Source organism: Tahibacter aquaticus, assembly GCF_004363655.1.
Taxonomy (GTDB): Bacteria; Pseudomonadota; Gammaproteobacteria; order Xanthomonadales; family Rhodanobacteraceae; genus Tahibacter; species Tahibacter aquaticus.
On the sequence record NZ_SNZH01000008.1, the window covers coordinates 73,557 to 94,162 of the forward strand.

Consider the following 20,606-nt stretch of genomic DNA (forward strand, 5'->3'; position numbering starts at 1 on the left):
GCGCATGAGACCCGAACGCCGCCTGCCGCTGATCATTGCCTGCGCGCTGTTCATCGAGAACATGGATTCCACCGCGATTTCCACCGCGCTGCCGACCATCGCGGCGGAGTTCGATACCTCGCCGGTTGCGCTGAAGCTGGCCCTGACCACTTACCTCGTCGCGCTGGCGGTGTTTATTCCGGTCAGCGGCTGGATCGCCGATCGCTACGGTTCGCGCACTACCTTCGTGTTGGCGATTGCGGTCTTCCTGCTCGGTTCCATCGCCTGCGCCGCCAGCGGTTCGCTGCCGGCCCTGGTCGCGGCGCGCTTTGTCCAGGGCATGGGCGGCGCCCTGATGGTGCCGGTGGGACGGCTGGTGCTGTTGCGCACCGTGCCCAAGAACGAACTGGTCGTCGCGCTGAGCTGGCTGACCATCCCGGCCCTGGTCGGGCCCATGCTGGGGCCGCCGCTGGGCGGCTTTATCGTGACCTGGTTCGACTGGCGCTGGATTTTCCTGATCAACCTGCCCATGGGCGCGCTGGGCATTGCGCTGGCGCTGCGCTACGTGCCCAACCTGCGCGAGCCGCCCGGGCCGCTGGACGGCGTCGGCTTCGCCCTGTCCGGCCTGGGCCTGGCCCTGACCCTGTTCGGTTTCTCCACCATCGGCCGTCACCTGGTGCCGTTGTGGGTGGCGCTGGGCTGCCTCGGCAGCGGCCTGGTCGCGCTGCTTGCCTACGTCGTGCATGCGCAGCGGCATCCGCGGCCGCTGCTGGACCTGAGCCTGTTCCGCCTGCCGACCTTCCGCGCGGGCGTGGTCGGCGGATCGCTGTTCCGCATCGGCGTGGGCGCTACGCCGTTCCTGCTGCCGCTGATGCTGCAGCTGGGTTTCGGCCTCAGCCCGCTGCAGTCGGGCCTGATCACTTTTGTCTCGGCGGCGGGCGCTATGTTCATGAAGACCCTGGCGGCGAATATCCTGCGCCGCTGGGGCTTCCGCCGCGTGCTGGTATTCAATGCGTTGATCGCCTCGGTGCTGCTGGCCTGCTACGGCCTGTTCCGCGCCGATACGCCGCACCTGTTCATCTCTGCCGTGCTGCTGATTGCGGGCTGTTTCCGCTCGCTGCAGTTCACCAGCCTCAACGCGATCAGCTATGCCGAGGTCGACCCGGTGCGCATGGGCCAGGCCAGCAGCCTGGCGGGCATGATGCAGCAGCTCAGCCTGAGCGTCGGCGTGGCCATCGGCGGCTATGCCTTGCAGCTGGCATCGGTGTTCAGCGGCCAGGCCGAAACCGCGGCGGTGAATTTCAGCGTGGCGTTTGCCGTGGTCGGTTTCTGCTCGGCCCTGTCGGTCTGGTCGATGTGGCGGCTGCCCGCAGAGGCGGGCGAGGAAATGGCCGGCAATGCCAAGCCCGGCGGCGAGATTGCCGAGCCCAAGGTGTTGCAGCGCCCGGCGACTTAAGTCGAAGGCAATGCGGGCGGAGAGCGACATGCTTTCACGCTACATTCGCCGCTGCAGCGCAACACGCATAATGCGCGTGCGCGCTTTCCGCCGGCTGCAACGAGTCCCGTGTGAATCCCGAATCGAACAAGGGCCTGCTGTACGCCCTCGCTGCGTTTGTGCTGTGGGGCATAGCGCCGGCCTATTTCAAGCTGATCCAGAGCGTGCCCGCGGCGGAAATCATCGTGCATCGCATCATCTGGTCCAGCGTGCTGATGGCGCTGGTGCTGGTGGCGACGCGGCGCTTCGTCGGCTGGCGCTACTACCGCGACAATCCGCGCATCCTGGCCACGCTGGCATTGACCTCGCTGCTGATCAGCGGCAACTGGCTGGTTTTCGTCTACGCGGTCAACAGCGGTCACATGCTGGACGCCAGCCTGGGCTATTACATCAACCCGATCATCAATGTGCTGCTGGCGGTGCTGTTCCTGGGCGAGCGCCTGCGCCTGCTGCAGCTGATCGCGGTTTTGCTGGCCTGTGTCGGCGTGGCTTACCAGATTGTCGAGCTGGGCCGGCTGCCGTGGATCTCGCTGGTGCTGGCGTTCAGTTTTGGCTTCTACGGCCTGCTGCGCCGTCGCGTGCCGCTGGATGCGCTGAATGGCCTGGCCGTGGAAACCGCGCTGGTGACGCCGCTGGCGCTGGTCTATCTGGTCCAGCTATGGAACAGCGGCACGGCGCAGTTCGCCCATGTTTCCTGGCAGCTCGATGTGCTGCTGATGGCGGCCGGCGTAGTCACCACGATTCCGCTCGCACTGTATGCGGCCGGCGCGCAGCGGCTGTCGTATACCACTCTGGGTTTCCTGCAGTACATCAGCCCGTCGCTGGGCATCGTGCTGGCCGTGGCCTTCTATGGCGAGCATTTCGGCAGTGCGCGGGCGGTGACCTTCGCACTGATCTGGGCAGGCCTGGCCGTGTTCAGCTGGGATGCGTGGCGCACGCATCGCGCTGCAGCGGTGCGCTGATTCCTGCATCCGCGACGCAGGCCCTGCATGCGTCGCCCGTGCGGCGCGGTGCAGCGAAAGATCGGTGTGCCGGCCCCGTGCTGCTGCCTTGCGGCTCAGGCGGAAACGCGCTGCCGCACCTGATCGAGATCGCGCACCGGCCTGACTTCGATACTGCCGGTACGCGCCCAGGGAAATTCCGCTGCGATGCGCAAGGCCTCGTCCATGTCGGCCGCTTCGATCACGTTGAAGCCGGCCAGCATTTCCTTGGTTTCGGCGAACGGCCCGTCCAGCACGTTGACCTTGTCGCCGCGCAGGCGCAGCGACTTGGCCGTGTGCGCCAGTTCCAGCTGCTGCGAATCGAGAATCGTGCCCTGTGCGCGCAGTTCGTCGGCGTGTTCCAGGCAGCCGCGCATCATGCTGTCGAATTCGCCCGGCGGTAGCGCGTTGATCAGGTTTTCGTCGGTATAGATCAGCAGCATGAATTTCATGAGCGCTTCGTCTCCAGGGCCGGGGCGCGGCCAAAACGTGGACGATAAACCCGGCCCATGGGCGGCGCCAGTGTGAAACGATGACAGGTTTTGCACTGGCGCTGCGTTGTCGAGTGAGGACCGGCCGCGCATGCCATGCTTGCGCCACGCCGCCCAGTAAGCATTGCCGGAGCGTTCCTGTGCGCCTTCTTCGTTTAGCCATGGTGTTGCTGTTTGCCAGTCTGCCGCTGCACGCCGCCGAGCGTGCCGCCGTGATCGCCACCTATGCCTATGCCCGCTACGACCGCGCCGCCGCGTTGCAGCCGCTCGCGACGGTGCTGGGCGAAGCGCTGGGGCAGGCGGTGCAAGTGCGTGTGCTGGAATCGCCGCGTGCGCTGGCCGCGGCGTTGCGCGAGGGCAGCGTCGATCTCGCCGTAACGAATACATTCGTATACCTTGCCGTGCGTGGCGACGCGCACCTGCAGCCGCTGGCCGTGTTCGACGTGCCGGCGGCTACGCTGGACGCGTACCGCGGCGTGCTGCTGGCGCGGCGCGACCGGGTCACGCTGACCACCCTGCGCCTGACCGACCGGCCCTTGCGCTATGCCCAGGTCATTCCGGGGTCCACCTCCGGCGGCCTGGTGCAGGATCTGTTTCTGGCGGCCAGCGGCGTCAACGGCAGCACCCAGTTGCATGCCCGCTACAGCGGCACGCACGAGGCGGCGCTGGCCGATCTGCAGCAAGACCGTGCCGACGTGGCCGCGCTGGCCGATGCTCCCTGGCAGGCCGCACAGCGTGCCAGCACGGCCGGCGACGTGGTCGAACTGTGGCGTTCGCCGCCGATTCCGCCCGGGCCCATGGTCTGCCGCGACGCTGGCCGCATCGATTGCGCCCAGGCGCGTGCGCTGCTGCTGAATCTGCAGCACAAGGCGCCAGATGCGCTGGCCGCCGTGGTGGCGGCCTGGTCCGAGGCTGCCGGCGCCACGCGCCTGGTGCCCGTGCGCGAGCCTGCCTACGATGCGCTTACCGCCGGCTTTGCCGATGCCGCCGCGGGCCGCGCCGTACTGGAAAAGCTGCTTTGAACGGTTTGCAAGAGTTTCATTGCCGAGGCTGCTTTGACAGTTCTCTAGCCTGCTTGCCGCTAAGTTAGCCGGCATACGCGCAGTCACTACGGGCGGGGCCGTTTCTGCATGAGCATTGCACTGACTTTTATAAACAATTCCAATGATTCACAAAATACGCGCGTCGTCGTCTTCACCGAGCCGCCGCCGGCGCCGGGCGAAACCGCTGCAGCGGCGTTGCTGCTGGAGCTGGCCCCCGGCGAGACGCGACCGGCCACCATCGCCCTGGAATTGAGCGTAGGCGCCCAGACCAGCGCCCTGCTCAGCCTGCCGCTGACCGTGGTAAAGCCAGGCCGGCGCTACGACCTGCGGGCCGATACGACGGCACTGAGCCTGGTCGACCAGGGCTCGGCCCAGGTCGGCAACGTCGTGCAGGTACGCAATGCCCTGGCCGGGCAAATGGCGACGATCGTCCTGTACTGCGATCACAAACCGGTGGAACAGCGCGAAGGCGTAGCCGCGGAACAGAGCGTGGACTTTGCCTGCCAGCCCTGTATCTGGATCGGTGCAAGTGCTGTGACGGCGCCGGGCCAGCTCGGCGTGGACACGCAGCCGGTGGCGTTTTCATTGGTCGGTGTGGAGTCGGCGCAGGCGTTTGTCAGCGACGGCGACGCGGCGCAGGCGCGGACGGTGGTATTGAAGCCGTTGTTCTGAACCTGCGGCTCAGTCCCGCATGCCGGGCATGGCGCGCAGGTGCCCGCTCAGCGCGAGCAGGGCGTGACGCACCTTGGCAGGCTGCGCATCGCGTTGCGGCGTCAGTGCCCATACTTCCAGCGGCCGGGTCTGCCAGTCCGGCAGCACCTGTACCAGGCGCCCCTGCTGCAGGTCGGCATGGGCGTCGGCGCTGCCGATCAGCGCGATGCCAAGTCCAGAAATACACATCTGCTGCAGCAGCAGCTGATTGTTGCTGCTGACGCGTGGCTCCACGCGCAATTCGTGCAGATCGCCGCTGGCGTGCTGCAGCCTGATCACCAGTGCCGCCGTGTCGCTGCGGTTCTGGCTCAGCCAGTGATGGCTGCGCAGCTCTGCCGGCGAGCGCGGCTCGCCGCGGCGGGCCAGATAGTCCGGTGCGGCGCACAGCAGCAGGCCCATGGCGCAGATGCGCCGCGCCACCCAGCTCGAATCGGGCAGGCGGCCGACGCGGATGGCCAGGTCGATGCGCGCATCGAGCAGGTCGATCATCGCGTCGTCGACCAGCAGGCGCAGGGTCAGTGCGGCGTGTGCCGCCAGCAGCGGCGTCAGCGCGGTGGCGAGATACGGCCCGAAGCCGATCGGCGCGGCAAGGCGCAATTCGCCTGACGGCTCCTCGCGCGTCGCGCGCAACTGCTGCTGCGCGCGCTCCGCCGCTTCAACCATGGCCGCGCATTCGGCGTAGACGCGCGCACCCGCATCGGTCAGCGCGAGCTTGCGCGTGGAACGGTGCAGCAGGGTCACGCCGTGGGAACGTTCCAGCGCGCGCAACTGCTGGCTGACCGCCGACGTGCTCAGGCCCAGCCGCCGCGCCGCCGCGCTCAGGGAGCCCAGGCGCACCACGGCCGCGAAGATGGCCATGGCTTTGAGGTCGTCCATTGTGAAGCCTCGCTTCAGGATCTTTGCGGATTGACCCGACTACTGGCGCGATTGTGAAGCCGATAGTCTGGCCAGGTCCAACCGATTCCCTCTGCAAAGGAGCAAACCCATGAAAATCGCCCTGATTGGCGCCACCGGTTTCGTCGGCAGCGCCGTGCTCGAAGAACTGCTGCGCCGCGGCCATGCCGTGACCGCGCTGGCGCGCAGCCCGGCCAGGATCGCCGCGCGTACCGGCCTGACCGTGATCGCGGCCGATGTACAGGATGCCGCCCAGGTGGCAGCCGGCGTGCGCGGCAGCGATGCCGTGATCAGCGCTTACAACCCAGGCTGGAACGACGCCGATCTGTACAACCAGTTCCGCAAAGGCCACGACGCCATCGTCGCTGGTGTCAGACAGGCCGGCGTAAAGCGTCTTCTCGTCGTCGGCGGTGCCGGCAGCCTGTATGTCGCGCCCGGTGTGCAACTGGTCGACACAGCGCAATTCCTCGACCACGTGCCGCCGAACATCGTGCCTGGCGCGCAGGCGGCGCGCGATGCGCTGACGTCACTGCGCGACGAGAAGGAGCTGGAGTGGACTTTCCTGTCGCCGCCGGTCGGCCTGGCGCCCGGCGAGCGCACGGGGCACTACCGTTTCGGTGCCGAGGAGGTATTGATGGACGGGGACACGCCGGCCGGGATTTCGGTGGCGGATCTGGCGGTGGCGATTGTGGATGAGGTGGAGCAGGGGCGCTATCTGAAGCAGCGGTTTACGGTCGCGGCCTGATTCGGCTTGCTGCAGGCGGGAATCCGTCAGGCGCAACCGCCCGACGTGTTCCCGTTTGCCTACAAAGATGCTTTTTTCGACGAGGAGCTTGTTCTGACCGGATGGTCCGCTGCCGCCTGCTGTTTCACCGCACCCCCGCAAAACTCCGCGCATCCTCATGCCAGCGCGGCGTCGCGCGGATGCGCGGCAGCACGTCGTCGACGTCGTCGACCAGCGACCACATGTCGACGTGTTCGCGGTTCATGAAGCGCTCGTCGACCGTCTGCTGCATGAAGCGGTGCAGCGGCGCGTAGAAGTTCTTGGTGTTGAGCAGGATGATCGGGTTGAAGTACAGCGCCAGGCGCTTGAGGGTGATTGCCTCAAACAGTTCTTCCAGCGTGCCGCTGCCGCCGGGCAGGGCGATGACGGCGTCGGAACCGGTCAGCAGGCGGTGCTTGCGCTCGCGCATGTCTTCGACGATTTCCAGGTTGGCCAGACCCGGGTGCTGCCATTCCACTTCGATCATGAAGCGCGGAATGATGCCGATGACTTCTCCACCTTTGGATAATGCGCCATCGGCCACCGCGGCCATGAGGCCCTTGCCGCCGCCGCCGTAGACGACGGTGGCACCGGCTTCGGCCAGGGTGGCGCCGAGGCGGAAGGCGGTTTCCTTGTAGATCGGGTCGGCACCGTCGCTGGAAGCGCAGTAGACGCAGATGCGCATGGTTGGAGTCCGGCAGGAAAACGCGAAGTGTAGCCTGGGCAGGCACGGCTCCGATGTTCCACTGCGGCATGTACAGGCCTGCGCCGGCCGGCTGGCGGCGCCGGTTCTGTGTTGTGACAGGGCTGCGTCCGCTGCCCTGTGCGCGGTCTGGCTACATCAGCCGGCTGCTGCCGGGGACGACGATGGCGCCGGGAAATTCATGCGCAGCCGCGGCCGGGTCGGCCAGGCTGAGGCTGTGGCGGTCGAGTGCGCCGATGGCATCTGCACCCGCGCCCAGGCGTCGCACTTCGACCAGCACGCGGACCAGGCGCACGAAGGTGTCGGCGAGGTGGCGGTACAGGCCGGCCAGCGCATCGCGCGCGGCGCTGGCCAGCTCGGCATAGGCAGTGCTGCCCAGGGTGAGGAAATAGTCGAGCCCGACCAGCCGGCGCTGGGCCTGCTGCGGATACAGCCCGGCGATGAGCAGGCAGCGGTCGCCGAGGTCGCGCAGCTGCTGCTGCCGCGGTGTGCGCTGCTGCTGCAAGGCCTGCAGGTAGTCCAGCGCGAAGATATGTCCGGCCAGGCCGGCATCGCGAACATGGCGCATAAGCAGGAAGACGAGATAGCTCTCGCTGTCGCTATCCAGGCTCGCGCCGCCGTTGTGCTCGGCGTCCCGCACCAGTTGATGCCAGAGCGCGGCCGGCGCGGTGTCGGTCAGGATACGGGTCATGGCTTACCTCCGTGCCGATGGCTGCAGCAAGCTCCGCGCCAAGCCGGCCGCTTTTGCTGCGCGCAGGCCCTGCAGGGTTTGCACGGGGCAGGCCCGGCGTGGAGCAGCAGGCCTTTGTCGTGCACCGGCTGCAGCCCCAGTGTGCTGGGCGAAGACAGCGTGTTCGCCCGCCTTGGCATTCCTCGGCTTGCCGGTTTATCGTGTCGCGCTGACGGCGACAGGCCGTCTGCACTGCGCCGGCTCAGGTCGACAGCTCGGCGCGTAGCCGGCGCGACTGATACGGCAGGCGCTTGAGCGTCGCCTCCGCATCGGCGCGGCTTCGCACGGCCGTGCTGTCGCCGGTTTCGCGCTGGCAGCGGGCGATCAGCAGCTGTGCGCTGGCCATGTCGGGCAGCAGGGCGACGCCGCCCTTGGCCAGGTGGCTGCTGGCTGCCTGCAGTTGCGGCAGCGACTGCAGGCATTCGCCCGAGGCTACCTGGACGCGCAGTTTGATCAGCTCCAGCCGGGCGCGGCGCGGATGCCCCGGCGGCAGGCTGTCGCCGAGCTGCAGCATCACGCTGTCGATCTCGCTGCGGGCGCGGGTGCTGTCGCCGCTGGACAGCAAGGCGTCGGCATAGGCGGCGTGGGCTTGCAAGGTGTCGGCGTGGCGCTGGCCCAGCGTGGCGTCGAGTATGGCCAGCGCGGCGCGGTAGCTGTCGAGTGCGGTTGTGCTTTCGCCCAGCTCGTTCTGCGTCGCGGCTACGCCGAGCAGGGCGATGCCGACGAGGTAATGCCGCTCGCCCAGGCTGCGGCGCGCAATTGCCGCGCCTTCCTGTGCATGCTCCAGCGCTGCACTGAGCTGGCCGTTATAGCGCTCGAAGGCGCTGAGGTTGTTGAGCATGGTCGCGATGTTCGGGTGCTGTTCGCCCAGGCCGCCGCGCCCGACGGCAATGGCTTCCTGCATGCGCGTGGTGGCGGCCTGGGTTTCGCCCTTGGCCCAGGCCAGCAGGGCCAGCGAGTTGAGGCTATTGACCACGTCGGCATGGGCCGGGCCCAGGGTGCGCCGCTGCAGCGCGAGGGCACGCTCGTACAGCGGTTGCGCGGCGGCAATGTCGCCCAGGCGCTGCTTGGCCACGGCCAGTTCGAATTCGGTCCTGGCCAGGTCGGGGTGGTTGTCGCCGAGCAGCTGGCGCCGGGTTGCCTGGGCCGTACTCAGCAGCTGCGCCGCTTCTTCGGTGGCGCCGCGCTGCAGCAGGGTGACGGCGAGGTCGTGGGCGACGCGGGCGGTTTGCGTATGCCGTTCGCCGTACAGGCTGCGCGCCAGGGCCAGCGCGTCGTGCAAGGTCTTGTCCGAGCCGGCGACGTCGCCGGCACGAAACTGCACCGGGCCCAGTGCGGCCAGGTTGCGCAGGCGTGTCACCGGGTCGCTGCTGCCGCCGGTCTCGGCCAGCGCGGCATCCAGGGCATTGCGGGCGGCGGCGGGCTCGCCTTTTTCCACCAGGATTTCCGCCAGGCGCAGGCGTGCCTCGGTGCGCAGCGCGACCGTCGGGGCGGCGGCGATGACGGGTTCCAGGTCGCTGACCGCCGCGCCGAATTCGCCCAGGGCCAGCCGGACGCGCGAACGCTCGATGTGCGCGGCGGCGGCCAGCGCCGGGCTGGCCTCGGCGGCGACGGCCTGGTCGGCCAGGTGGCGCGCGCGTTCCAGGTTGCCCAGCTGGCGCTGCGCCAGGGCCAGCGCGGTGGACAGTTCGGCCTTCAGCGCCGGATTGCTGGCCAGGGTTTCGGCCAGGCCGGCCTCGCCGCGTTCGATCAGCTCGCGTGCGGCGACGTCGTGGCCTTTGCTTTCGTCCGGGCTTACGCCGGCAAACAGTGCGAGCAGGAAGTCTTTCACGGCGGCGGCGCGCTGTGCCTGCTGCAGCGCTTCGGCGGCGGCGGCATTGGCGCGCTGGGATTCGCGCCAGGTGGTGGCAATGCCGGCGATGCCGGTCAGCAGTACCAGCACGCCCGCCGCCACGGCGGCGCGATGTCGCAAAAGGAATTTCTTGATTCGGTAACTTGTACTGGCGCGGCGCGCGGCGATAGGGCGGCCCTGCAGATGGGCGCGCAGATCGCCCGCCAGTGCGGCGACGCTGGAGTAGCGCCGCGCCGGCTCTGCCGCGAGCGCCGTGGCGGCGATCACGTCGAGGTCGCCCCGCAGGCGCTGGGCGAGCTGGCGCGGCGAGGTCGAACGCGAACGCGCCACTTCGTCGGCAGCGGTTTCCTGGGTGAGGAACTGCGACAGGCTGCGCGGCGTGGTGTCGCTGCGCAGGCCTGGGCGAAAGCCGCTGAGCAGTTCGTGCAGCAGCACGCCCAGTGCGTAGACGTCGGTCGCGGTGGTGATGTTGCCGCCGCTGAACTGTTCCGGCGCGGCATAGGCCGGGGTCAGCCGGCGCAGGCCGGTGCGCGTATCGTCTTCGCCTTCGGAGTCGTCCAGCAGCTTGGCGATGCCGAAATCGAGCAGGTGCGGCCGGCCTTGCGCATCGACCAGGATGTTGGCGGGCTTGAGGTCGCGGTGCACGATGAGCGCGCGGTGTGCGGCATCGACCGCATCGCAGACTTCGACGAACAGGCGCAGGCGTTCGCTCACATCCAGGCGGCGGGCATCGCACCAGCGTGCGATGTTTTCGCCTTCGATGTATTCCAGCGCGAACCAGGGCACGCCTTCAGGGGTGAAGCCGCCGTCGATCAGGCGTGCGATGGCCGGGTGTTCCAGCCGCGCCAGGATGCGCCGTTCGCGCCGGAAGCGGGCCTGTTCGACCGGGTCGCGCAGGCCTACGCGCAGCAGTTTCAGCGCCACGCGCTGGGTATAGCCGTCGGCGTCGCGCTCGCCCCGGTAGACACTGCCGCTGCCGCCTTCACCGATCAGGTCGAGCACGCGCCAGCTGCCGATGGTCAGCGGTGCGGCGGCATGGCCGGCGACGATCAGCGATTCGGCATAGTCGGCGCTGTTGCGGTCGAGAAAACCCGGCTGCGCTTCGCGCGCCAGCAGATCGCGCAGCAATTGGGCCAGGGATTCGTCGTCAACCTGCCCGGCAATAAAGTCTTCGCGCTGCGCGGCGGGCAGCTCCAGCAGTTCGTCCAGCAGCGGTGCGATCTCGCGCCAGCGCGCGGCAATCGCCGGATTCACTGCGGCGTTTCCAGGGCGTGGTGCAGGAACAGGCGCGCCTTGTTCCAGTCGCGTACGACACTGCGCGAGGTGATGCCGAGTACCGCGGCCACTTCCTCTACGGTAAGCCCGGCGAAGAAGCGCAGTTCGACCACCTTGCCCAGGCGCTGGTCCAGCGTGCTCAGGCGGGCCAGTGCAGCATCCAGCGCGACCATTTCGCCAGCGATGCATTCGACCGGTATTTCCGCCGACTGCCAGTCCAGCGACAGCTGGCCGCCGCCGCGTTTCTGCGCGCCCTTGCGCCGCGCGTGGTCGACCAGGATGTGGCGCATGGCGGTGGCTGCATAGCCGAGGAAGTGTGCGCGATCTTGCCACACGGCATCGCGCTGGTTGACCAGGCTGAGATAGGCCTCGTGCACCAGGGCTGTCGTACTGAGCGTATGGTGGACCTGGCCGATCAGATAACGATGGGCCAGCTGGCGCAGGCGTTCGTAGACCTGCGGCAGCAGGTGATCGACGGCGCGTTCGTCGCCGCTACGGGCCTGGGCGAGCAGGGCGGTGATGTCGGTAGTGGCTAGCATGGTGGGGCCATGGTAGCGCTGCGTGTTCGTGCGGGAAGTCATTTGCCGCACAGCCGCCGCGGAATTGCGCCACCATAAGACCGTGACGCAGTTGGCGTTGCGAAGATGCGGTTACGCCGGCGAATGCAGCTGTGCATCGAGTACGGCGGCGAAGGCGTCGATGCCGGGCCAGCTGGTGATGCGGCCCAGGCGCTTGCCGCGGCGGAACACGAAGAAGGTCGGTATGCCGTGCAGGCCAAAGCGCGTGGCCATGGTCTCGTCGTCGTAGACATTGCAGTGCAGCCAGCGCAGTCCGCTGCGCTCAAGCTTGTGCGGCTGTGCCAGCAGGGCTCGCTTGGCGATATCGCAGTTGGGGCAGTCTCGGCCCCACAGGAACAGCACGTCCAGGTCTGCCGTGCCATCGGCCAGCAGCGCATCCAGCTCGCGGCTCAGCACCGCCTGCATGGGGAAGTGCTGGAAGAAATCGGGAACGGTGGTATCGCCCATGCTGCCGGCCTCCGGGTTGCGCTTAAGACTTTTTCTGCGGGCGCTTCCAGCCGGGCAGGCTGATCTGGCGTGCCCGCGCCAGGGTGAGTTCGCCTGCGGGTGCGGCGTGGTTGATCACCGAACCGGCGCCGATGGTGGCGTCTGCGCCGATGCTGACCGGCGCGACCAGCGAGCTGTTGGAGCCGATGAAGGCACCGTCGCCGATGGTCGTGGTGGATTTGTTCACGCCGTCGTAGTTGCAGGTGATGGTGCCGGCGCCGATGTTGACGCCGGCGCCGATGACCGCATCGCCGAGATAGCTCAGATGGTTGGCCTTGCTGCCTTTGCCCAGTGTGGTTTTCTTGGTTTCTACAAAATTACCTATATGAACGCCGGCGGCCAGCTCTGTGCCGGGCCGCAGCCGCGCGAACGGGCCGATGACGCAGGCACCGTGGCTGACCACGCCGTCCAGATCGCTGTGTGCCTGCACGCGCGTGCAGGCCGCCAGGGTGGAATCCTTGATGCGGCAATACGGGCCGATGACAACATCGTCGCCGAGCTGCACGTTGCCTTCGAAAATGACGTCGACGTCGATTTCCACGTCGTGGCCGACGGTGACGCTGCCGCGCAGGTCGAAGCGGGCCGGATCGGCCAGGCGCGCACCGGCCAGGCACAGGGCACGGGCCTGGCGCTGCTGGTAGCGGCGTTCCAGCTCGGCCAGCTGCCAGGGATCGTTGGCACCGAAGGCTTCCTGCGCATCGGCGCAAAGCGCGCAGCCGGCGGGATTGGCATCGGCGGCGGCCAGGCCGAACACGTCGGTGAGGTAGTACTCGCGCTGTGCATTGTCGTTGCCGACGCGGGCCAGCCAGTCGCGCAGCGGCGCTGCGTTCGCCGCGACGATGCCCGTATTGACCAGGCCAATGGCGCGCTGCTCGGTGCTGGCGTCCTTTTCCTCGACGATGGCACGCACCTGGCCCAGGCCGTCGCGCACGATGCGGCCATAGCCCCTGGGGTCGATCAGTTCGGCGGCGAGCACGACCAGGTCGGTGGCCAGCTCGACCAGCGGCCGGAGCGTGCTGCTGCCGATCAGCGGCACGTCGCCGTACAGCACCAGTACGCGGGCATGGTCGGGAATGGCCGGCAGGGCCAGCCGCACGGCGTGGCCGGTGCCCAGCTGCTCGGCCTGCAGCACCCAGTCCAGGTCGGCCGCTGCGGCGAAGGCTGCCTGTACCTGGTCGCCGCGGTGGCCGTAGACGACGTGGATGCGGGCCGGCGCCAGCGCCCGCGCGCTGTCGATCACATGCGCCAGCATGGGCCGGCCGGCCAGCGGCAGCAGCACCTTGGGGCGGGTGGATTTCATGCGTTTGCCTTCGCCGGCGGCGAGGACGATCACGTGCAGGGGGGCGGACATGGCGGCTCGCTGCGGGCTAAGTCGCGCGATAGTGCAGGCCGTGACGGATTTCCTTCAAGCGCGCCGTGATGGCTGCGGCGCTGGCGGCCGGGCCCAGGCGCTGCTGCAGGCTCAGCCGCGCTGCGTGGCCGAGCTGCTGCGCATAGGCCGGTTCTTCCGCCAGGCGGCGCAGATGCGCGGCGGCGGCGGCGACGTCGGGTTCGGCCCAGTGCTGGCCGCGCCAGTCCGGGTATTCGCCTTCGCCGACCGGCACGCGCTCAAAAGGGACAAGGCAACTGGTGGAACTGTCCATGAATTGCATATTGCCGGAATAGGCCGTGGCCACCACCGGTTTGCCCAGCGCCATGCACTCGGCCATGCCCAGGCCGAAGCCCTCGGAGCGATGCAGCGAAAGATAGACGTCGCAGCAGCCCTGCAGTGCCCACATGCCTTCACGGTCGAGAAAGCCGTCGCGCAGCTCGATGCGTGCATCGCCGTCGATCGCCTCGCTGACCTGGCGCAGCGCCTGCGGCAGGCGCTGGCCGTTGATGGTCTTCAGCACCAGGCGCACGTCGCGCCGCCCGGCGGGAAAGGCGGCGCGAAACGCTGCGATGGCAGCCAGCGGGTTCTTGCGCGTGACCCAGGAATTGAAATCGAAGCTGGCCAGTACGATGAATTCGTCTTCCGCCAGGCCCACTGCGCTGCGCGGCGGCCGCGGCTGCTGCGGCATCTGCAGGGCCAGCGGCATCACCCGCACCGGCTTGTCGGTACAGGCGGCGACGGCGGCGCGGACGAAATCGGACAACACCCAGATTTCGTCGACCAGGTCGAACGCACCGAACCAGCGCTGCGGAAAACGTTCCAGTTCCCAGAACCAGCAGCCGATGTTGTAGCGGCCGTCGAAGGCCACGTCGCCCAGGTGCTGGTGCACGACCGGCATCTGGTCGGCATTGATGCAGAACAGGTTGATCGCCTGCGGCAGTGCGTCGCTGAGAAACGCTTCCAGGCGCTTGTCCTGTTGCCGGCTGGCCACGCCGATCTCGAAATTCTTCACCGTGAAGGGCAGCTGGGCGTACTGCAGCACCGCGGCGTAGTTGCGCAGGATTTCGGCGACGCCGAATTCGCCGCGGGCATAACCGATCAGGTTGAGGCCGTCGCTGGCGACCGGAGCGGCCAGTGCCGGCACGGCCGTAGTGGTATCGGCCTGGGCCGGCACGAAGGCCTGGCGTTCCAGCAGGCGGCGCAGGCGGTGGCGCCAGTTGGCTGGCACGCGTGCGTACAGGGCCAGCGCCCAGCGCCGGCGGCAGCTCCAGTCGATCAGGGCGAGACTGGCGGCGCTCAGGCGCGGCCAGGCGCCGGCGGCGCGGCGGCGGTCGCCATGCGCGTCCAGGGCGTGCGCTATGCCGCCGTCGCTGCGGCTGAAGGCCTGGCGCACGGGTTCGATATGCCGCGGCGCGATGCCGAACTCGCGCGCAGCCGAGCGCAGGTACCAGCGGATGTAGCCTTCGCGGCCTTCGCGTTCGCCCAGGTCGAAGGCCGCATGCAGGTCGCTGCGCAGACGCCAGGCGGCGTACATCAGGCGCGTGACCGGCGCATCGGCGCGGTGCGGCAATTCCTCGCAGGGTTCGTCGTAGCGCTCGCGGCGCATCTGCAGCGGATGCAGTTCGGTCTGGGCGCGGCGTTTGTCGAAATACTGGCGGTATACGGCGCGCAGCGGCCGGGCAATGCACTCGCCGTCGGCAAAGGCCGCGAACGCGTAGGGCTTGCGCCGGTGCACGGCATGGCCGTTGCTCCTGAGCAGCGCGATGTAGGTGTCGTAGAGCGGGCGCAATGCGCCGATGTCCTGGGCGCGGTAGCGGTCCTGGTGGCGCGAGAAGCGTTGCGGATCGTCGATGTCGACGCCGCTGAAATGCACGAAGACCAGCGCCTGGTTGTTCGCCAGCCACTGGCCGTCGCGCTGGCTCACGGCGCGCTGGGCCAGGTTCCAGTAGGCCAGGTTGTAGCCGTCGTCGCGCAGGATGTGCACGCCATCGAACAGGCCGGGGGCAAGGTCCATCCATTTCTGGTCGGTGAACAGGCCGGCAGCGGGGTCGGCCACGCAGCCGAATTCGAGCTTGTCTGCCCACCAGTCGATCAGCGCATCGGCGCGGGCATGGGCGCCGATCGCGGCAAAGCCGAGGTTGTAGGTGCCGCTGGCAAGGATGGCCAGTTCGCCCGGATGGCGGTCGTCGGTGGTCGGTGCGTTCAGGTGCGGCGTCAGCAGCAGCAGCGCGCCCTGATCCAGCGCCTGTTGCACGGCGCTCAGCGGCGCGATCACGAGAATGTCCGGGTCGAGATAGACCAGGCCCTGGTCCGCATGCCGCCGGCGCAGCCAGCGGAACATGTACGGCTTGATCGCGGTGTTCAGTTCGAGAATGTCGTAGCGGAATACGAACGCATCGAAGTCGGGCAGGTCGAGCTGGTCGATCCCGACGCAGTCGAACAGCGGGTTGTGCAGGTCGGGATCGTCCAGTCCGCGGTCGGCCAGGCAGACATAGCGGCGACTGTGCGGGTGCTGCTGCGCCAGCGACTGCATCAAGGTCAGCGCATAGGCCAGGTAGTTGCGCGAGACGATGGTGAAGAAGATCACGACAGGGATCGGGCGCGGCGATGCGGGCGCGCAAGAATAACGGATCGGCTATGCTCGCGCCGCCCTCACGCCGTGGTGCCCATGCGCCTGCATTTCCTGGAACTGGTCTGGTTCAGCACCTACGCAGAACTGCGAGCGGAGCGTTCGCGCAGTTACCTGGGCCTGCTCTGGTGGCTGGTGGAACCGGCCCTGATGATGGTGGCGTTCTGGCTGGTGTTCGACCGCATTCTCGGCACCGGCGGGCCGGGCTACCTGCCGTTTCTGCTGATCGGCCTGGTGATATGGCAGTGGCTCAAGTCCAGCATCGTGCATGCCGGCCATGCGATCTGGATGAACCTCGCCCTGGTTCGGCAAGTACGCCTGCCGGTGCTGCTGTTCCCGCTGGTGGCGTTGCTGACCGACAGCATCAAGTTCGGCGTGGTGTTCCTGTTGCTGCTGGCGGTGCTGTGGCTGGCCGGCTATCCGCCGAATGCGGCGTATCTGAGTTTGCCGCTGCTGCTGCTGGGCATCGGCACCTGTGCTGCGGGCTGCGGCCTGCTGCTGGCGGCACTGATGCCGCTGCTGCCGGATCTGCGCTTCGTCATCGAACAACTGCTCACGGTGCTGATGTTCCTTTCCGGCGTGGTGTTCGCGCTGCAACGCGTACCGCAGCCGTATGCGGACTGGCTGGCCTGGAATCCGGTAATGGTGCTGCTGGACGCGGTGCGCGGTGTGCTGTTGCAAGGTGCCTGGCCAGACGGGTCTGCCCTGGTGCGCATCGCCTTGCCCTTGCTCGCACTGGCCATGGCGGGCTTGCTTGGCCTGCGCTGGCTGGCGCCGCGCTATCCGAAGATTGCCGCCTGATGGACATGCTGGTGCGCCTGCAGAACGCCGGCGTGGCCTTCCATGCGCAGCGCCGTTTCGGCGGTACCCAGTACTGGGCCTTGCAGGATGTGAGCCTCGAACTGCGCCGCGGCCAGCGCCTTGGCGTGATCGGCCGCAACGGTGCCGGCAAGAGCACCTTGCTGCGCGTGATCGCCGGCATCCTGCAGCCCGACCGCGGGCGCTTCTGGCGCGCCGAAGTGAGCTGCCAGCTGCTGTCGCTGTCGCTGGGCTTCGTGCCGCATCTTTCCGGCAGGGACAATGCAATTTTGTGCGGTCTGCGCCTGGGCTTGCGCCGGCGCGAAATCGACGCACAGCTGGGGGAAATCCAGGCTTATGCGGAACTCGGCGATTTCTTCGAGCAGCCGGTGGCGAGCTATTCCAACGGCATGATCCTGCGCCTGGGCTTTTCCGTGGCGATCCAGGTACAGCCCGACGTGCTGCTGATCGACGAGATGCTCGCCGTCGGCGACGCGGATTTCCAGGTCAAATCCGCCCAGGCCATCCACCAGCGCATCCATGCGGGCACCAGCGTGGTGCTGGTCAGTCATGACGACGACAAGATCGCCACCCTGTGCGACAGCGTGCTGTGGATAGAGCAGGGCCGCAGCAGGCTGTACGGCGACTGCGATACGGTATTGAAGGCCTATCACGCGGCGGTGCCTGCAGCCACCCCGTAGACGGCGTCGATGCGGGCCTTGCCCGAAACGCGGCGACTAAGCGCTGCACCGGGCTGCCCTGCGTAACTGCAGCAGCGACGATTTCCGCAGGCAAAAAAAACGCCGGCAATCCGCCGGCGTTGGAGTGACGCATGAAGTGTGTGACGGCGAGAGCGGCCTTTTGGCGTTGCGCAGGCTCTATGGCCTGGTGCTGCGCCGCCGCCGGTTGTTCTCGCGCCGGCTGTTAATGCTTGAGTGCCTTGCGCAGGCGTTCCAGCGCCTGCAGCTGGGCCATGGCCTGGGCCAGTTCGACCTGCGCCTGGGCGATTTCCAGCGCGTCGGTGCGATTGGCCAGGGCGCGTTCGGCAGCGTCCTTGGCCTTGTTCGCCGCGGCTTCGTCGAGGTCTTTGGCGCGGATGGCGGTATCGGCCAGCACGGTGACGACCTGCGGCTGCACTTCGAGAATGCCGCCGGACACGTAGAAGAACTGCTCGTCGCCGTTTTCCAGGATCACGCGGACCTGGCCCGGTTTCAGGCGCGTGATCAGCGGCGCATGGCGCGGTGCGATGCCAAGCTCGCCCATTTCGCCGGTGGCCACGATCAGCTGCGCCGCGCCGTGGAAGATTTCTTCCTCGGCACTGACGATGTCGCAACGGATGGTACTGGTCATATCTGCCTCGCTGGAATTCGCCGGTGTTTTTCAACGCCCGGCGAAGTTCCGGTCAGTGTCGCGATCGGATCAGGCTTTCTCGTTCATCTTCTTGGCCTTCTCGACCACTTCGTCGATGCCGCCGACCATGTAGAACGCCTGCTCCGGCAGGTGGTCGCATTCGCCTTCGACGATCATCTTGAAGCCGCGGATGGTTTCCTTCAGCGAGACGTACTTGCCCGGCGAGCCGGTGAACACTTCGGCCACATGGAAGGGCTGCGAGAAGAAGCGTTCGCACTTGCGTGCGCGCGCCACGACCTGCTTGTCTTCTTCGCTCAGTTCGTCCATGCCGAGGATGGCGATGATGTCCTTGAGTTCCTTGTAGCGCTGCAGCGTGCCCTGCACCTTGCGCGCGACTTCGTAGTGCTCGCTGCCGATCACGCCCGGATCGAGCTGGCGGCTGGTCGAGTCGAGCGGGTCCACGGCCGGGTAGATGCCGAGCGAGGCGATGTTGCGCGACAGCACCACGGTGGCGTCCAGATGGGCGAAGGTGGTCGCCGGCGACGGGTCGGTCAGATCGTCCGCAGGCACGTAGACGGCCTGGATCGAGGTGATGGAACCGGTCTTGGTCGAGGTGATGCGTTCCTGCAGCACGCCCATTTCGGCGGCCAGCGTCGGCTGGTAGCCCACGGCGGACGGCATGCGGCCCAGCAGTGCCGACACTTCGGTACCGGCCAGGGTGTAGCGGTAGATGTTGTCGACGAACAGCAGCACGTCGCGGCCCTTGCCGGAAGCGTCCTTTTCGTCGCGGAAGTATTCGGCCATGGTCAGGCCGGTCAGCGCGACGCGCAGGCGGTTGCCCGGCGGCTCGTTCATCTGGCCGTACACCATGGTGACCTTGTCGAGCACGTTGGAATCTTTCATCTCGTGGTAGAAGTCGTTGCCCTCGCGGGTACGCTCGCCCACGCCGGCGAACACGGACAGACCCGAGTGCGCCTTGGCGATGTTGTTGATGAGTTCCATCATGTTGACGGTCTTGCCGACGCCGGCGCCGCCGAACAGGCCGACCTTACCGCCCTTGGCGAACGGGCAGACCAGATCGATAACCTTGATGCCGGTTTCCAGCAGTTCGTTGCTGGAGGCCTGTTCCGCATAGCTCGGCGCGGCGCGATGGATGACCCAGCGGTCCTGTTCGCCGATCGGACCGCATTCGTCGATCGGGTTGCCCAGCACGTCCATGATGCGGCCGAGCGTCTTCACGCCGACCGGCACCTTGATGCCTTCGCCGGTATTGCGCGCGATCAGGTTGCGCTTGAGGCCGTCGGTCGAGCCCAGGGCGATCGTGCGCACGATGCCGTCGCCGAGCTGCTGCTGCACTTCCAGCGTGATTTCGGTGCCGTCGACCTTGAGAGCGTCATACACCTTCGGTACCTGGTCGCGCGGGAATTCGACGTCGACCACGGCGCCGATGATCTGAACAACTTTGCCCTGGCTCATTGGAAACACTCCACTGATAACTTGAATTCTGTAGGTGGGCGGAAGTCTCGCTTCCGCGCCACTGGATCAAACCGCCGCGGCGCCGCCGACGATCTCCGAAATTTCCTGGGTAATCGCTGCCTGACGCGCCTTGTTGTAGATCAACGAAAGCGTTTCGATGGCCTTGCTCGCGTTGTCGCTGGCGGACTTCATGGCGACCATGCGTGCGGCATGTTCGCTGGCGAGGTTTTCCAGCGTGGCCTGATAGACCAGCGATTCGATGTAGCGGGTTAGCACGTGGTCGAGCACGACGTCCGGGCTGGGCTCGTAGATGTAGTCCCATTCGTGCGTCGTGCTCAGGCCGTTGGACGGCGGCAGCGGCAGCAGGGTGTCTACGGTCGGCTTCTGCGTCATGGTGTTGACGAAGTCGTTATAGGCCAGGTTGAGCTGGTCGATACGGCCGTCGGTATAGGCATCGAGCATGACCTTGATCACGCCGATCAGCGCGTTCAGCTGGGGCTTCTCGCCCAGATGCGTGGCCGTGCCGACCAGATTGACCTTGAAGCGCTTGAAGAACGCATTGGCCTTGGAGCCGATGGCGACCAGATCGACCTGTACACCGTTGTCGATGTGCTCGCGGATTTCGTTGATCACGCGGCGGAACAGGTTCGAGTTCAGGCCGCCGCAGAGGCCGCGATCGGTCGACACCACGATGTAGCCGACACGCTTGATCTGCGTACGCGCCACCATGAACGGGTGCTGGTATTCGGTGTTCGCCTTGGCGATGTGACCGATCACCTGACGCATCAGGCGCGCATACGGGCGCGAGGCCTTCATCAGGTCCTGCGCCTTGCGGATCTTCGAGGCCGAGACCATTTCGAGCGCGCGCGTCACCTTGCGGGTGTTCTGCACGCTCTTGATCTTGGTTTTGATTTCTCTGCCGCCTGCCATTGTTTCGCTCGCTATGCTGGTTCAGTGCTACGGGTTCGGTTCTTTGAAGCGGGGCGCGTTTTTCTCAACGC

At 67.1% G+C, this 20,606-nt stretch carries 19 protein-coding genes; 7 read left to right on the forward strand and 12 right to left on the reverse strand.

Annotated elements, in window-relative coordinates:
- Positions 1 to 4: 4 nt before the first annotated feature.
- A complete protein-coding gene (locus tag DFR29_RS14225; protein ID WP_133819286.1) occupies positions 5 to 1,435 on the forward strand; it encodes an MFS transporter in 1,431 nt (476 codons plus the stop codon).
- A gap of 110 nt (positions 1,436 to 1,545) precedes the next feature.
- On the forward strand, positions 1,546 to 2,436 hold the full coding sequence (gene rarD, locus DFR29_RS14230) for an EamA family transporter RarD (RefSeq protein WP_133819287.1): 891 nt from the start codon (positions 1,546 to 1,548) through the stop codon (positions 2,434 to 2,436).
- 95 nt (positions 2,437 to 2,531) lie between these two features.
- Here rarD and DFR29_RS14235 read toward each other — a convergent pair whose 3' ends face one another.
- Positions 2,532 to 2,906, reverse strand: coding sequence for a YciI family protein (locus DFR29_RS14235; protein WP_133819288.1), 375 nt, complete (start codon positions 2,904 to 2,906; stop codon positions 2,532 to 2,534).
- A gap of 179 nt (positions 2,907 to 3,085) precedes the next feature.
- Between DFR29_RS14235 and DFR29_RS14240 the strand changes: the two genes are divergently transcribed.
- Positions 3,086 to 3,967, forward strand: a complete 882-nt coding sequence (locus DFR29_RS14240; protein WP_166654089.1) for a phosphate/phosphite/phosphonate ABC transporter substrate-binding protein — start codon at positions 3,086 to 3,088, stop codon at positions 3,965 to 3,967.
- A 108-nt stretch (positions 3,968 to 4,075) separates the two neighbouring features.
- A complete protein-coding gene (locus DFR29_RS14245; RefSeq protein WP_133819290.1) occupies positions 4,076 to 4,660 on the forward strand; it encodes a hypothetical protein in 585 nt (194 codons plus the stop codon).
- A gap of 9 nt (positions 4,661 to 4,669) precedes the next feature.
- Here the strand turns inward: DFR29_RS14245 and DFR29_RS14250 are convergent, their stop codons facing one another.
- The gene (locus DFR29_RS14250) at positions 4,670 to 5,575 is read right to left on the reverse strand and encodes a LysR family transcriptional regulator (protein WP_133819291.1); all 906 of its coding nucleotides are present in this window, start codon (positions 5,573 to 5,575) and stop codon (positions 4,670 to 4,672) included.
- A 109-nt stretch (positions 5,576 to 5,684) separates the two neighbouring features.
- Here DFR29_RS14250 and DFR29_RS14255 point away from each other — a divergent pair, with 109 nt between their 5' ends.
- Positions 5,685 to 6,338 carry an NAD(P)-dependent oxidoreductase gene (locus tag DFR29_RS14255; protein WP_133819292.1) on the forward strand — a complete coding sequence of 218 codons (654 nt, stop codon included), beginning with the start codon at positions 5,685 to 5,687 and terminating at the stop codon, positions 6,336 to 6,338.
- Positions 6,339 to 6,462: 124 nt separating this feature from the next.
- Here DFR29_RS14255 and DFR29_RS14260 read toward each other — a convergent pair whose 3' ends face one another.
- The 7 genes from DFR29_RS14260 to DFR29_RS14290 form a co-directional block, all read right to left on the reverse strand.
- Positions 6,463 to 7,041, reverse strand: a complete 579-nt coding sequence (locus tag DFR29_RS14260; RefSeq protein WP_133819293.1) for an LOG family protein — start codon at positions 7,039 to 7,041, stop codon at positions 6,463 to 6,465.
- A gap of 151 nt (positions 7,042 to 7,192) precedes the next feature.
- Entirely contained in the window at positions 7,193 to 7,750 is a 558-nt protein-coding gene (locus DFR29_RS14265; protein WP_133819294.1) for a hypothetical protein, read from the reverse strand.
- Positions 7,751 to 7,991: 241 nt separating this feature from the next.
- Positions 7,992 to 10,895 (reverse strand): serine/threonine-protein kinase, encoded by a 2,904-nt coding sequence (locus tag DFR29_RS14270; RefSeq protein ID WP_166654090.1) that lies wholly within the window; start codon positions 10,893 to 10,895, stop codon positions 7,992 to 7,994.
- Positions 10,892 to 11,497 carry an ECF-type sigma factor gene (locus DFR29_RS14275; protein ID WP_243746059.1) on the reverse strand — a complete coding sequence of 202 codons (606 nt, stop codon included), beginning with the start codon at positions 11,495 to 11,497 and terminating at the stop codon, positions 10,892 to 10,894. Before DFR29_RS14275 ends, DFR29_RS14270 begins: the two co-directional genes overlap by 4 nt.
- Before the next feature lie 69 nt (positions 11,498 to 11,566).
- Entirely contained in the window at positions 11,567 to 11,941 is a 375-nt protein-coding gene (locus DFR29_RS14280) for a thioredoxin family protein (RefSeq protein WP_133819296.1), read from the reverse strand.
- Between the two features lie 22 nt (positions 11,942 to 11,963).
- A complete protein-coding gene (glmU, locus tag DFR29_RS14285) occupies positions 11,964 to 13,331 on the reverse strand; it encodes a bifunctional UDP-N-acetylglucosamine diphosphorylase/glucosamine-1-phosphate N-acetyltransferase GlmU (RefSeq protein WP_133819297.1) in 1,368 nt (455 codons plus the stop codon).
- A gap of 16 nt (positions 13,332 to 13,347) precedes the next feature.
- Positions 13,348 to 15,939, reverse strand: a complete 2,592-nt coding sequence (locus tag DFR29_RS14290) for a glycosyltransferase (protein WP_133819298.1) — start codon at positions 15,937 to 15,939, stop codon at positions 13,348 to 13,350.
- A gap of 81 nt (positions 15,940 to 16,020) precedes the next feature.
- On the opposite strand from DFR29_RS14290, the gene DFR29_RS29195 reads away from it, so the two are divergent.
- Together DFR29_RS29195 and DFR29_RS14300 are read left to right on the forward strand one after the other, a co-directional pair.
- Positions 16,021 to 16,782: an ABC transporter permease gene (locus DFR29_RS29195; RefSeq protein WP_166654091.1), complete on the forward strand. Its 762-nt coding sequence runs from the start codon at positions 16,021 to 16,023 to the stop codon at positions 16,780 to 16,782.
- A complete protein-coding gene (locus tag DFR29_RS14300) occupies positions 16,782 to 17,480 on the forward strand; it encodes an ABC transporter ATP-binding protein (RefSeq protein ID WP_133819300.1) in 699 nt (232 codons plus the stop codon). Before DFR29_RS29195 ends, DFR29_RS14300 begins: the two co-directional genes overlap by 1 nt.
- 223 nt (positions 17,481 to 17,703) lie before the next feature.
- Here the strand turns inward: DFR29_RS14300 and DFR29_RS14305 are convergent, their stop codons facing one another.
- The 3 genes from DFR29_RS14305 to atpG form a co-directional block, all read right to left on the reverse strand.
- On the reverse strand, positions 17,704 to 18,129 hold the full coding sequence (locus DFR29_RS14305) for a F0F1 ATP synthase subunit epsilon (protein WP_133819301.1): 426 nt from the start codon (positions 18,127 to 18,129) through the stop codon (positions 17,704 to 17,706).
- Positions 18,130 to 18,198: 69 nt separating this feature from the next.
- Positions 18,199 to 19,605, reverse strand: coding sequence for a F0F1 ATP synthase subunit beta (atpD, locus tag DFR29_RS14310; protein WP_133819302.1), 1,407 nt, complete (start codon positions 19,603 to 19,605; stop codon positions 18,199 to 18,201).
- 66 nt (positions 19,606 to 19,671) lie between these two features.
- Positions 19,672 to 20,535 (reverse strand): F0F1 ATP synthase subunit gamma, encoded by an 864-nt coding sequence (gene atpG / locus DFR29_RS14315; RefSeq protein ID WP_133819303.1) that lies wholly within the window; start codon positions 20,533 to 20,535, stop codon positions 19,672 to 19,674.
- Positions 20,536 to 20,606: the final 71 nt, after the last annotated feature.